The 13,422-nt window shown below is 38.1% G+C and carries 10 protein-coding genes; 5 read left to right on the top strand and 5 right to left on the bottom strand.

Annotated elements, in window-relative coordinates; genetic code table 11:
• Positions 1 to 205: 205 nt before the first annotated feature.
• The 5 genes from metQ to ACM40_RS06500 all read right to left on the bottom strand — a co-directional run bounded on the left by metQ (position 206) and on the right by ACM40_RS06500 (position 5,186).
• Positions 206 to 1,024 carry a methionine ABC transporter substrate-binding lipoprotein MetQ gene (metQ, locus tag ACM40_RS06520; protein ID WP_083996804.1) on the bottom strand — a complete coding sequence of 273 codons (819 nt, stop codon included), beginning with the start codon at positions 1,022 to 1,024 and terminating at the stop codon, positions 206 to 208.
• 56 nt (positions 1,025 to 1,080) lie between these two features.
• On the bottom strand, positions 1,081 to 1,737 hold the full coding sequence (gene metI, locus ACM40_RS06515; protein WP_048502029.1) for a methionine ABC transporter permease MetI: 657 nt from the start codon (positions 1,735 to 1,737) through the stop codon (positions 1,081 to 1,083).
• Positions 1,730 to 2,758 (bottom strand): methionine ABC transporter ATP-binding protein, encoded by a 1,029-nt coding sequence (locus ACM40_RS06510; protein ID WP_048502028.1) that lies wholly within the window; start codon positions 2,756 to 2,758, stop codon positions 1,730 to 1,732. Before ACM40_RS06510 ends, metI begins: the two co-directional genes overlap by 8 nt.
• Before the next feature lie 21 nt (positions 2,759 to 2,779).
• The gene (locus tag ACM40_RS06505) at positions 2,780 to 3,775 is read right to left on the bottom strand and encodes an EamA family transporter (protein WP_048502027.1); all 996 of its coding nucleotides are present in this window, start codon (positions 3,773 to 3,775) and stop codon (positions 2,780 to 2,782) included.
• Between the two features lie 397 nt (positions 3,776 to 4,172).
• The gene (locus tag ACM40_RS06500; RefSeq protein WP_048502026.1) at positions 4,173 to 5,186 is read right to left on the bottom strand and encodes a terpene synthase family protein; all 1,014 of its coding nucleotides are present in this window, start codon (positions 5,184 to 5,186) and stop codon (positions 4,173 to 4,175) included.
• Positions 5,187 to 5,892: 706 nt separating this feature from the next.
• On the opposite strand from ACM40_RS06500, the gene ACM40_RS06495 reads away from it, so the two are divergent.
• From ACM40_RS06495 to ACM40_RS06475, 5 genes are all read left to right on the top strand, one after another.
• Entirely contained in the window at positions 5,893 to 8,019 is a 2,127-nt protein-coding gene (locus ACM40_RS06495) for a type IA DNA topoisomerase (RefSeq protein ID WP_048502025.1), read from the top strand.
• A 316-nt stretch (positions 8,020 to 8,335) separates the two neighbouring features.
• Positions 8,336 to 10,090: a T9SS type A sorting domain-containing protein gene (locus ACM40_RS06490; RefSeq protein WP_048502024.1), complete on the top strand. Its 1,755-nt coding sequence runs from the start codon at positions 8,336 to 8,338 to the stop codon at positions 10,088 to 10,090.
• A 169-nt stretch (positions 10,091 to 10,259) separates the two neighbouring features.
• On the top strand, positions 10,260 to 10,682 hold the full coding sequence (locus ACM40_RS06485) for a PaaI family thioesterase (RefSeq protein ID WP_048502023.1): 423 nt from the start codon (positions 10,260 to 10,262) through the stop codon (positions 10,680 to 10,682).
• A 111-nt stretch (positions 10,683 to 10,793) separates the two neighbouring features.
• Complete coding sequence (locus ACM40_RS06480; RefSeq protein WP_048502022.1) at positions 10,794 to 11,138, top strand: phage holin family protein; 345 nt, start codon at positions 10,794 to 10,796, stop codon at positions 11,136 to 11,138.
• Between the two features lie 279 nt (positions 11,139 to 11,417).
• The gene (locus ACM40_RS06475; protein WP_048502021.1) at positions 11,418 to 13,412 is read left to right on the top strand and encodes a S9 family peptidase; all 1,995 of its coding nucleotides are present in this window, start codon (positions 11,418 to 11,420) and stop codon (positions 13,410 to 13,412) included.
• Positions 13,413 to 13,422: the final 10 nt, after the last annotated feature.

The raw sequence follows: 13,422 nt of genomic DNA, 5'->3' as shown, positions 1-13,422 counted from the left end.
GATTGTTGGAAAATTTTAGGGTTTCGGGTATGGGTTTCAGGTTCCGGGGTTTGAGTTCCGAGTTCTGAGATTAGGGTAATAATTCCATAATATTGATGAAGGACAAATATCTGATGGCTGAAGCACTCGAAGCCACCAGTTGTTGTTTGAGCTCTTTCTGTTGCGAGTACAACTATAACCTGAACCCCGGAACTCGAACCCCGCATCACTCATGATCTGCCCATCCCTTCACTGCACCGCCTTTAAAAATTTCTTCCGCTTTTTTAACCACAGCCTCTGACTGGTAGGCTTTTACAAAATTTTTGACTTTTGCAGAATTCTTATTATCATGAGTTGCGACAATTACATTCACATACGGTGAGTCTTTATCTTCACTGAAAACACCCTGTTTTTCTGCATCTAATCCGGCCTGTGAAGCAAAATTATTATTGATGATGGCGATAACCACTTCTCTGTCATCCAGTACTCTCGGTAATTGTGGGGCTTCAATCTCCAGGATTTTCAACTGTTTTGGATTTTCAGTGATGTCTGTGACTTTAGGTAACAAGCCGGTTCCTTCCTTTAATTTTAAAAGCCCGTTTTTCTGAAGAAGAAGTAATGAGCGGCCTTCATTGGTAGGATCATTCGGGATAACAATGGTGCTTCCGTTCTGCAGCTGGCTTATATTTCTGATCTTTTTTGAATAAGCAACGATAGGATATACAAAAGTATTCCCAACCACAGCCAGCTTGTATCCTCTCTGTCTCGACTGCTCATTCAGATAGGGAACATGCTGGAAGGCATTAGCCTCGATATCTCCGTTGTTTAAAGCTTCATTCGGAACCACATAATCATTGAATGGAATAAGCTCCACATCAAGGTTATATTTTTCTTTGGCCACTTTTTTTGCTGCTACGGCAATTTCCATTTCCGGCCCGTAAGTAATTCCGACTACAATGTGGTTCGGATCATCTTTTTTTCCTGAACATGCACTGAATATGAAGAGTCCGGCTACTAAAAAGCCTATTATATTTATCTTTTTCATTAGAATTTTTGTTGTTAAAGAGGTGGCTGAGGTGCTCGAAGCTACCGTTATTGTATTTACCTGTGGTCAAATTTCTTCGCTAATCTGTCTCCTGCAAACTGTATGATGAATACCAATACCACAAGCAGTATCAGAACTACATTCATAATCACAGCATCATAGCCGATATATCCATACTGATAGCCAATTTGTCCTAAACCACCTGCACCCAATGCGCCTCCCATTGCAGAATAGCCTACTAATGTAATTAAGGTGATTGCCGCGTTGTTGATCAGGGAAGGGAGTGCTTCCGGAAGCAATACTTTCTGAATAATCTGTAAAGGTGATGCTCCCAAAGCTCTTGCGGTCTCTATCAAACCATGCGGAACTTCAAGAAGACTGTTTTCCACCAACCTGGCAATAAATGGAGCCGCTCCCACGCTCAGCGGAACCAGGGCTGCATTCATTCCTATTGAAGTTCCTATAATCACTCTTGTGAATGGAATCATCCAGACAATCAAAATAATAAAAGGAATAGAACGGAAAATATTGACCAGGACAGAGGTAATTCTATAATAAGCTGTATTTTCCAACAACTGTCCCTTCCTCGTTAAAAATAGCAGAATTCCGACCGGAAGACCTAGCACAAATCCAAAAAATCCTGAAACAAACGTCATATAAACCGTTTCCCATAGCCCTTTTCCCAAAAGAGAAATTACCGAATCACTAAGCATATCCTTTTACTGTATTTTGAATTTTATTCTGGTTAAAATAATAGATCGCTTTCTGATTGTCTTCGGTTTCGCCCTGCAGCTGAAGCAGGAGTTTCCCGAAATTGGAGTCACCGAGGTATTCTACATCGGCTTTCAGCAGCTTGTAAGGTATTTTATACTTGTCATAGAGTGTAGAAAGAAGTTTTTCAACACTGATATTTTCATTAAGTTCTATTTCAACCAGCGGAAATAAGCCGTCTTGCGGTTCTTTCTGCAGTTTTTTATTAAGTTCCTGAGGTATGGTCATGATATCTGAATTTATAAATTGTCGGATTACCGGATTTTCCCTGTCCGAAATAATCTCGTTTAATGTTCCTTTTGCTAATAGTTTTCCTTTGTCTATCACCGCGACATGGTTGCAGACTGCTTTAATGACTTCCATCTCGTGAGTAATCAGCAGGATGGTGATGCCGAGTCTTTGATTAATATCTCTTAAAAGCTGCAGAATTGACTGTGTGGTTGCCGGGTCCAGTGCACTGGTGGCTTCATCACAGAGAAGCAGGTAAGGATCATTGGCCAGTGCCCTCGCGATAGCTACCCTTTGTTTCTGTCCTCCGGAAAGGCTTTTAGGATAATCATTGGCCTTGTTTTCCAACCCTACGATTTTCAGCAGTTCATTAACTTTTTTATTAATCTCATCTTTGCTTACATGATCAAGCTCCAGGGAAAGAGCCACATTGTCAAAAACCGTTCTCGATGAAAGCAGGTTAAAATGCTGGAAAATCATCCCGATTTTTTTTCGTTCACCTGCAAGCTGTTTTGGGCTTAACTTAGTGAAATCCTTTCCATTGATAATAATCTGGCCTTCGTCAGGTCTTTCCAGAAGGTTGACGGTACGGATCAGAGTACTTTTTCCTGCACCGGAAAATCCTATAATCCCTACAATGTCTCCCTTTTCTATGCTCAGGCTTACCTGATCCAATGCTTTGAAAGACTGTTTTTTCTGATGAAATGTTTTTGAAATGTTCTTGATTTCTATCATTTTTAATAGTATAGTTTAATTTTAAATAGGCTGATACGGTCTTACGGTCTTATTGAAAAACCTTTTCAGTCTTCTGATCTTTACTTTTGAGCGTTTCGAAAGCCTGAAATATTTGGTTGTGTTGGTAAGAAGTACTCCCAGCAATATCACAGACAGGCCGTACAGCTGGCTCCCGTTAATGGTTTGCCCGGCCACAATCCAGCCTGCGAATACCGTAACGATCGGGTTAATATAAGTATGGGTACTTACCAGTGCTGCCGGTTTTACAGACAGCAACCATATATAAGATAAGTAAGCGACTATCGATCCGAAGAACACAAGAAACAATATTCCTGCCCATGCCGATACAGGAACATTGGAGAATGAAAAACCGTGCCATTCTCTTCTGAATGAGGCTATAATAAAAGAAGCAACTCCTGCAATGATAAGCTGCTGGGCAATATTCATAAATGTGGACTGTGAAGCCGGGTTTTTCTTGGAATATAAAGAGCCCAGAACCCATGCCACAGAACTTAATGCCAGTACAATAAATGCAGAGATCCGAAGTTTTCCGTCAGCTGCTGCATGATGGGCACCGGAAACGCTTCCGTTCAGGAATAATATCAAGCCAGCAAATCCAATAATCAATCCGATTGGAATGAATTTATCTGAAAAATAATATTTCCAGTTTTTCTTATCGATTGCAATGAACCAAAAGGGACCTGTTGCAATGGCAATGGCTGCTTCAGAAGCGGATACGTACTGTTCGCCCCAGGCTACAAGACCTGTTCCTCCGGTAAGGATCAGTATTCCGGTAATCCCATTTTTTTTCCAGTTGATTAAAGAATTTGCTTTTTCACCTTTAGCAACCAGCCACCCCAGCATCAGAAGTCCTGCTGCTAAAAACCGGAATCCGGAAAGAATGAAAGGAGGAAATCCTTTTAAACCAAAAGAAATGGCGAGGAATGTAACTCCCCAGATCACATAAATATTAATAAATGCGAGCGGCACCAGCCAGCTGTTTTTAGAAGTGCTCATTGGTATATCTTTATATAATTATTAAAATAAAAAGGCCCTACAACGTGGTAAGGCCTTTAGAATATGGTAATATTAAATTTTAGGTCAGCCACGGAATTTCTGATGCATAGGCATACAGTTGCACATCATCATAGTTTTGATGGCCTGTTTATTTACGGACTGATGTTTTAATTCCTGTTTCATTTTATTTCATTTCCTGAATACGGTTGCAAATATAGGACATATATTTTTATTAGTCCACTGAAATTATAGACTTTTTAATATTTTTTTGTTTTTTAATTTATAATATATTGATTAATAGTTATTTAAAATGAATATGCGATTTTTCTATCACCATTAGATATAAGGCACAATAAAAAGAGTCAAAAAGAAAGACAATTGCAGGAATAATACTTCCTTAAGACTTATTTTTATCGTTCAGCCGAGTGTATTCCTTTTCAGCATACTGATCACTGGAATGGTAACGTAGAGTATCTTTTATGTACCAAGTATTCAATCCTTGAATCATCATACCCTGATAAAGTATATATTGATATACCCGATCGTCCCAATCACCAAAATCCGGCAGGTTTTCATGTAGAGCAACAAATTCGGCAACATCTTCATTATGGATAGATACTACTTTTTGTGTCGCTTCCTCTAATGATATATTTTCTTCATGCTGTATAATAAGTACCAAATTAATCACCTCTCCTTTTCTGGCAATTTCCTTTTTCAGTGAATACACATCATTTTGCCAGCTCATTATTCTACATGTTAATGCCTGAATTCGCTGGATTACAGGATGAGCGGAAATTTCTTTGGGCAAAACAAATCCAAGCCCAAGTTCAGCCCAGGGTTCATAGGTATACATGGCAATGCTGTATTCCCGGAATATCATATAATAATTCCGTGGAGGAAATGTTCCTGTTGTCTTATAAGGGGCTTCAGCACGCATTCCGTATTTTATATAACGATCCATAAAAAAAGTGAATGTTTCCAGCCATTCGGGAGATGTAACTGAAAGATATTCATCCCTGATCTGTGCCATTATTTTATCATGAGGATGCGCATCAGGCAGTGGCTGATTGCCTTTGAGAATACCCATTATTCTTTTATGTATATCATCTACCTCTTCAACAGTACATAAACCGCAATAATCATCAAAAGTGGTAATCCAGATCATGAAACGATTACAGGCACTTGCATGCTCATAAGTTGGTGCTATAGCAAGCATCCTGGCGGTGGCCCCGTGTAGGCCCATACGTTTATAACTTTCACGGGTTTTAGCAGATAAAAAAGTAAAGTCAGTATCCAGCCAGCTTTCTAAATCTTCTTTCATTTGATCAAAATGAGGATTTACCAAATCCGGCCATGGGTATTCAAAAATTAATGCGTAAGGTTGTTCGAAATGTTTAACTTCAGATTCCATTTTAATTAGTTTTATTTTTAGTTATTCTATTATTAATAATTGTATTTCTTTGGTTATCAAAGTTAATTCTGCCCCAACATTTCTTTTAATTCTGAAACGTTTGGAAATTCGGTATTATTATAACGATCAAATTTGGTGGAAATCAGTAATTTCCTGCAGCCGATCTGCATAGAGATTTTTCAGGGTTGGGAATGGGGACTTAAATTTATTTTGGAGAAGTTCAGGAACATTAAAATTCTCATTACTCATGATTTTATGTTTATTTGGTTATTGTTTTTTATAATGCAGACTTGTTTACATAAAGCCTAGAGCCTACTAGAACAAATCAGTATCATTGTCTTAACTGGTAGAAACACAATCATGAAATAATGAAGAAAAGATACGAAATATTTTAGCATGTATTCAAAATGTATTAATAAATATTTTAATAATACATTATGAATTAAGATTAATTAAAATGTGAACTTAAATATATTTCGCAAAACAGAAGAATATAGTAAAAACAAGATTTTATCGTAAAAGGGACTTCGCTTTTTGGAATTATTGATTGTGTCAGCAATTAAATTTTCGCCTGACCATATATAATCAATTCATTACCCTTTAATTCAGGTGTTTATATCTTCCAAGCAAACATCAACTCTTAACTAAATTAGCAAAATCCAAAAAAAATCCCGACTTTTGTCCCCCTTCAATAATTCCGAAATTCATGAAACTTTGTATTGCCGAAAAGCCAAGTGTTGCCAGAGATATCGCCAAAGTGTTGGGTGCTACAACGCCTAAACAGGGCTATATGGAGGGCAACGGATACTGTGTGACCTGGACGTTCGGACACCTTTGCACTTTAAAGGAGCCACATGATTACGGTCCTCAGTATAAATCCTGGAATTTGTTCTTACTTCCGATTATTCCAAGCAGTTTTGGGATCAAATTAATTCCAAATAAAGGTGTTGAAAATCAGTTCAAAGTGATTGAGAAATTAGTGGAGGAATGTGATGAGGTCATTAACTGTGGTGATGCCGGGCAGGAAGGAGAGCTGATCCAGCGATGGGTTTTGCAGAAGGCAAAATGCAATAAACCTGTCCAGCGTTTATGGATCTCGTCTCTTACCGAAGAAGCCATTAAGGAAGGCTTTGATAACCTGAAGCCTGCTGAAGAATACAAAAATCTGTATCTGGCCGGAAATGCAAGAGCAATCGGCGACTGGCTGCTGGGAATCAATGCCACGAGGCTATTTACCAAAAAATTTGGCGGAAATAAGGCTGTTCTTTCTATCGGAAGAGTACAGACGCCGACTCTGGCGATGCTTGTTCAGCGTCAGAAAGAAATTGATGCTTTTACCACCGAAGAGTATTGGGAGCTTAAAACAAAATACCGTGACGTTATTTTCAATGCGGCAATTGACCGTTTGAAAACCTTAGACCGGGCAGAAAAAGGACTCGAATATCTTAAATTAAATCCTTTTGAGATCGTTTCTTTCGAAATTAAAGAAGGAAAGGAGAAAAACCCGAGGCTTTTCGACCTTACCGGACTTCAGGTGGAAGCGAATAAAAAATATGGATATTCTGCAGAAAATACCTTGAATTATATCCAGAGTCTCTACGAAAAAAAGCATGTAACTTATCCGCGTGTTGATACAACTTACTTGTCAGATAGCTTATATCCGAAAATAGCAGGCATCCTTCAGAAGATGTATCCTTATCAGGACCTGATTGCCCCTTTACTGGAAGCTCCGATTCCAAAGTCAAAAGCCGTTTTTGATGATACAAAAGTAACGGATCACCACGCGATCATTCCAACAGAAATTCCGCCTTCCCAAAATCTCAGCAGGGAAGAAAAGCTGATTTATGACCTTGTTGCAAAACGTTTTATTTCCGTTTTTTATCCGGAATGTAAAATCTCAAATACACTGGTGGAAGGAAAAGTAGGAACCATTCCTTTTAAAACCAGTGGCAGACAGGTTCTTGAACCGGGATGGAGAGCGGTTTATGCCAAAGAACCAAAAGAAGAAGTTGCTGATAAGGAGAAGGAGAAAGAAGAAGAGCAGACTATTCCTGAATTTAAAGTCGGGGAAAGTGGTCCTCATGATCCTATGATCCACCAGGGAAAAACTACGCCGCCAAAACCGTACACTGAAGCAACCCTGTTGAGAGCTATGGAAACTGCAGGAAAACAGGTGGAAGACGAAGAGCTTCGTGAACTGCTTAAAAACAATGGGATCGGAAGGCCATCCACCCGCGCCAACATCATCGAAACCCTTTTCAAAAGGAAATATATAGAAAAGAAAAGAAAAAATCTTATCGCTACCCAAACCGGCATTCAGTTAATTGATACCATTGAGGATGAACTTCTGAAAAGTCCCGAACTGACCGGAGAATGGGAACAAAAGCTGCGTAAAATTGAAAAAGGAGAGTATGAAGCCAATCAGTTTAAAGATGAGCTGATCCAGATGGTGACAGATCTTACTAAAAAAGTAGTTGATGGAAAAGGAAAGGTCATTTCTTTAGAGGAAGAAAAGGTGGAAGTCGTTAAGGAAAAGAAAAAACGTGAACCTTCTGTTAAAAAAGAACTTCAGTCCTGGGAAGAAACCAAGTGTCCGAAATGTAAAGAACATTATTTAATGAAAGGAAAAACCGCTGTCGGCTGTTCCGATTTTAAAAATTGTGGTTTTAAAATTTCGTTTGAGATATTCGGTAAAAAATTATCGGAAAAGCAATTGATGGATATGGTTTTAAAAGGGAAAACTTCAAAATTAAAAGGCTTTACTACACACCCTGAAAGCTTGGCGGAAGGAATTCTTTCTATGGATGAGAATTTCCAAATCGTACTTAGCTAAAATATTATATACCTAAATTTCAATACTATTGATTGAGCCCATCTTATTCAGCCATTAAATATGAATAGGATATTTTGCCATACTCATTAAAAATAGGTGATCTGATCTTTACCTTTCCGCAGAGATTATTCTCATCTGCATAAAGCTAATTTTTATAATAAACGGAACTAAAGTGGTAGATTTTCGTAATTGTTCATTTAATAGCGGAATTTATTTTTATTGAAAAGTTTTTATTTTTTTAAATAATATTAACATTTACTATGTAACATTTTAATTGTTTTGTTACTAACTGTTCGAATAAAATAAAAACTATCACATGAAAGCGAAAAAAAATAAAGCAGTAGTAATTGCAGGTGTTATACTGATTTTAATGGGAGGTAAAATCAATGCACAAACTTATCAGTCATTAAATGTTGTTAATGGTTTCGATGCTGATCTTATTGCCAACGGGACTGGTGCCGCTTCAACTTCCACCACGCAAAGTGTAGATGATCCGGCTAACGGTTATGTATTCATGTCCACAGATTTTGTTAATGGTTCCGGTGTTTCCCCGACATCAGGACTGCCCGGTAATGGATTGATTAACTCGGCAAATACTTCGGGATTGTCTTTTCAGCTGGCTCCTTATACATCCAATAACTCTTTAAGATTGGTAAATTATAATGATTCCGGGACTCTGGCTTTTAATACAAGTCCGAAAGCTTCAAAAATCTATATGCTTGCTACTACAGGAAGCGGAAGTTCTAATGCAGACATAGTGGTTAATTTTTCTGATGGTAGTAGTCAGACTTTTACAAATCAGGAAATAAATGACTGGTATTATGGCTCTTCTTATGCAATATGGGGAATTGGAAGAGTGAGTAGAGTTACAGATAATATTGAAAATAGTACGGATAATCCCAGATTATATGAAATTTCACTTTCTATAAATTCTGTCAATCAAACGAAAAATATATCGAGTATTTCTGTAGCAAAAACTTCATCTGCAACAGGTATTTTATGTGTGTTTGGCTTTTCGTATGTTGCAGCCAACAACTGTATTGCTCCGGATATTTTGAATACATCGAATATAACTGTGAATTCTGCAGATATTTCATGGAATTCGATTCCGGGAAGTGCTTCGTATGAAATTTACAGAAGTTTATCCAATACTGCTCCAACGAACACAACTCCGACTACTGTTACAGGAATACCAACTAACTCAACAACCCTTCAGAATTTAGCTCCAGCTACTTCGTATTATGTATGGGTAAGAACAAATTGCGGCAGCAGTACCAGTGATTGGAGCCCTGCTTCTGTCAACTTTACAACTTTATGCGGTACAATAAACACTCCGTATACAGAAAATTTCGATTCAACGGCACAGGGTCTTCTTCCTAATTGTACTTCCTCAGAAGATTTGACGGGAACAAGTGCAGGAATATGGAGTGTTGCGGATGCTACAGGGGTGGCTGGTTTTTCTTCAAATGCATTATATACTATAACATCAGATCAGAATAATGCCAATACATGGTTCTACACTGGAGGTATAAATTTGGTGGCAGGAAATACTTATACGCTTACATTTGATTACAGTAATTACAATTCGCCTGAAAGCTTTAAAATTAGCTATGGATCATCACCGGTAAATTCCTCAATGACCAACTTGATCCAGGATTACCCTGATATTAATGTGGGAACATCTACACCGGCTTCAGTTACTTTTACTCCAGCTGTAACAGGAGTTTATTATCTTGGATTTAATGTATATACTCCTGCTTCCAGTGGTTCTTTCGGCATTATGCTTTTTGATAATTTATCTTTAACGCAGACTAATCTGGGAACTGTAAACACTGCTTTAACTAAAAATAATATCAATATTTATCCTAATCCGGCTACTGATTATCTGTATTTGAGAAACAATAATAAAGTTACTCAGATAAGTATCTGTGATGTTACGGGGAAAACAGTTTTATCAACAGATAAAGTAGGAGATAAGATAGATATTTCCGGATTACTGCGTGGGAATTATTTTATTGTATTAAAATTAACGGATGGAACTTCTCAGTCTCAGAAATTTATCAAAAAATAAATGAATTTTTTTCATGATTAGGACTTTTTTATATTGATAATCCTGCAGTTGAAAGGCTGCAGGATTTATTTTCTGAAATAATTCCGATTATTTTCAAAATTCAAAATAACCCAAGGATGATTATGATTTTCTTACTATTGTCATTACATTTGTCAGTAAGTTTATTAAAATGACCCCAGAAAAAAGAAAACTCATCACAGACAGCTTTGACCGCTCCGAAACACTGAAATTTTACAACGCCGAACTCTTGGAAGTAGACACAGATTTTGTCTCCATCAAAATTCCTAAAATGGAAATGATGACCCGTAAAGCCGGAATGTTCAACGGTGCTATGATTGCTTCTTTGGTAGATGTTTCTTCCGGTTATGCTTCGGTAAGCCACTATAAAGACGACTGTTATGTAGTGACGGTGGAACTGAAGGTCAATTACCTTCGTCCTGCCCTTGGAGATGCCCTCATATCGCGGTCTTACGTCATAAAAGGAGGTGCGAAAATTATTGTGGTAAGAACTGAGATCTATGTGCTGGATGAAAATACAGGTTCTGAAAGTCATGTGGCCACTTCACTGGTAACCATGATGAGGATCAAATAAATAGAACTGTAGGAACTAAAAATATCCCTGAATAAAGGAGTTTACAGAAATTTTCAAACCTGATTGGAATAAGATTTGCAAAGTTAAAACCATAACATTAAAAAATATAATATGAACTTAATTATCAGGCTGCTGATTACAGCAATTGTTGCTTACCTTTTGACGAAGGTGCTTCCGGGTGTACATTTCGAAGGATTTTCTTCGGCGATTATTTTTGCCATCGTTCTGGGGGTATTAAATATTTTTGTGAAACCTATTCTGGGGCTTTTAGGATTGCCATTAACCATCATTACTTTAGGTTTATTTGCTTTGGTAATCAATGCATTGATTATTCTGATTGCAGATTATTTTATAGACAGCATGGTTGTCAACGGCTTCTGGTGGGCACTGATCTTTAGTGTACTGCTGTCCTTTGTGACTTCGCTGGCCAGTTCCATGTTCTCTGATGGAGATTAATGGATCGAAAATAAAATTCATACATAAGTCTGCTGTTTTACGGCAGGCTTTTTTATTGTTTTTAAAAAAGAGACTCCAATACTGATTGTGTAAAATAATAAACTGTTGATATTTATCATTTTCGAAAATATGGTGTGTTCAGAATAATTCAAAACTTAAATGTTAATTCTTTCGCTCGTTTTTATTTTAAATATTAACTTTGGCAATCTTTGAATTAAACTAAAAAGGGATGTATGAAATCCACAAGATTCCATTTCCGTTAAAAAAGAATATCAACATATGAAACTTAAGTACAGTCTGCTGGCTCTGGCAGCTCCGCTTTTAATGAATGCACAACAGTTAATGACGCCTGAAATCCTTTGGACTTTGAAAAAAGTGGGGGTACAGGCAGTTTCACCGGATCAGTCTTCATTGATCTATAAAGTGGGACAGGTAGATCTGAAAACAGAGAAAACAAAAAATGAGAACTATTTCCTGAATGTACTCAATAACCAGTCTTCCAAAATAGATTTCGGAAAAAAAGCCCTTATCCAGTGGGATAAGAATGGGATTTATGCTCAGGAAGGAGATAAAATCTTTCTTTCAAAAGATAATGGCAAAACATGGTCTGAATTTTATACCATCGGGGAAGTCGATAATATCGTCATCTCTCCTGACGGGAAAAAAATAGCGTTCAGCAAACAGGTCCTTGTAGAAAAATTAATGGGGAAAGACAAATACAGCGATACTCCTAAAACCACAGCCCAGGTATATACGGACCTGAACCACAGACACTGGGATTACTTCAATGAAGGAAAATACAACCACGTATTTGTAGTCAATACTACAGACAAAGCAGAATCTGCAAAAGATCTCCTGGATGGTAAAACATGGGATTCCCCGCAAAGACCTTTCGGTGGTGCGGAAGACTTTATCTGGAGCCCGGATTCTTCTCAGCTTTTATACGTTACCAAACCTAAAAGCGGAAAAGAATATTCTACGAGCACTAATACGGATATTTTTGCTTACGACATGGCTTCAGGAACAACTAAAAATCTTACAGAATCCAATAAAGGATATGATGTTAATCCAAAATTCAGCCCCGACGGAAAATCTCTGATCTGGCAGAGTATGGCCAGAGACGGATATGAAGCAGACAAAAATGATATAAAAATCATGGACTGGAAGTCTGGAAAAACAACAAATCTTACAGCCGGATGGGACGAAAGCGTTTCCGGAGATGTATTCTGGAGCGGAGATTCCAGATCGATCTATTTTACAGCAGCATTCAGAGGAACAAAACAGCTTTTCTCTTTAGATCCTAAGACATCGAAAGTACAGCAGATCACAAAAGGCGATTTTGATGTCAACGAAATTTTTACCGACAATAAATCTTCACTTTTAGTAGGAAGAACGGACATCAACCATGCAACGGAATTATTCTCTGTGAACCTGAAAAACGGTGAAATGAAGCAGGTAACCGAAGCCAACAAAGATACTTATGCCAAGCTGGCGCAGGGTAAATCCGAACTGAAAATGGTAAAAACAACGGATGGTAAAGAGATGGGCGTATGGTTCCACTATCCGCCGAACTTTGATCCTAATAAAAAATACCCTACACTGGTATACTGTCAGGGAGGTCCTCAATCTGCACTGACCCAATATTTCAGTATAAGATGGAACTTTGCGCTGATGGCAGCCAACGGATATATCATCGTTGCTCCAAACAGAAGAGGAATGCCGGGATGGGGAACAAAATGGAACGAAGACATTTCCAAAGACTGGGGCGGCCAGCCGATGAGAGATTATCTTGCAGCAACAGATTACGCAAAAACATTACCATATGTAGACGGTGAAAGAGTAGCAGCAGTAGGGGCAAGCTACGGAGGATACAGCGTATTTATGTTAGCCGGAATCCATGAAAACAGGTTCAAAACATTTATTGCCCATGATGGATTGTTCGATATGAAATCATGGTATCTTACCACAGAAGAACTTTGGTTCGCCAATTGGGATCTTGGCTCGCCATGGGAAAAGCCACTTCCTAAAGCTTACACAGACTTTAACCCTAGTAATTTTGTTGAAAAATGGAACAAGCCTATCATGATTGTTCAGGGAGGTATCGATTTCCGTGTACCTTACGAGCAGGGACAGGAAGCATTCCAGGCAGCTAAATTAAGAGGATTGAAATCTAAACTGGTTTATTTCCCGAACGAAAACCACTGGGTACTTCATCCGCAAAACGGACTGGTATGGCAGAGAGAATTCTTCGACTGGCTGAAGGAAACTTTATAGTGAATAAAGA

Source organism: Chryseobacterium sp. BLS98 (assembly GCF_001045445.1).
Lineage (GTDB): Bacteria > Bacteroidota > Bacteroidia > Flavobacteriales > Weeksellaceae > Chryseobacterium.
Note: the sequence above shows the minus strand (reverse complement) of the source record. Positions and strands in the feature narration are given on the sequence as shown.

Bases quoted from the DNA above. Each gene is read 5' to 3' on its own strand.
- metQ (WP_083996804.1), bottom strand. From the start codon at position 1,024: ATGAAAAAGATAAATATAATAGGCTTTTTAGTAGCCGGACTCTTCATA.
- metI (WP_048502029.1), bottom strand. From the start codon at position 1,737: ATGCTTAGTGATTCGGTAATTTCTCTTTTGGGAAAAGGGCTATGGGAA.
- ACM40_RS06510 (WP_048502028.1), bottom strand. From the start codon at position 2,758: ATGATAGAAATCAAGAACATTTCAAAAACATTTCATCAGAAAAAACAG.
- ACM40_RS06505 (WP_048502027.1), bottom strand. From the start codon at position 3,775: ATGAGCACTTCTAAAAACAGCTGGCTGGTGCCGCTCGCATTTATTAAT.
- ACM40_RS06500 (WP_048502026.1), bottom strand. From the start codon at position 5,186: ATGGAATCTGAAGTTAAACATTTCGAACAACCTTACGCATTAATTTTT.
- ACM40_RS06495 (WP_048502025.1), top strand. From the start codon at position 5,893: ATGAAACTTTGTATTGCCGAAAAGCCAAGTGTTGCCAGAGATATCGCC.
- ACM40_RS06490 (WP_048502024.1), top strand. From the start codon at position 8,336: ATGAAAGCGAAAAAAAATAAAGCAGTAGTAATTGCAGGTGTTATACTG.
- ACM40_RS06485 (WP_048502023.1), top strand. From the start codon at position 10,260: ATGACCCCAGAAAAAAGAAAACTCATCACAGACAGCTTTGACCGCTCC.
- ACM40_RS06480 (WP_048502022.1), top strand. From the start codon at position 10,794: ATGAACTTAATTATCAGGCTGCTGATTACAGCAATTGTTGCTTACCTT.
- ACM40_RS06475 (WP_048502021.1), top strand. From the start codon at position 11,418: ATGAAACTTAAGTACAGTCTGCTGGCTCTGGCAGCTCCGCTTTTAATG.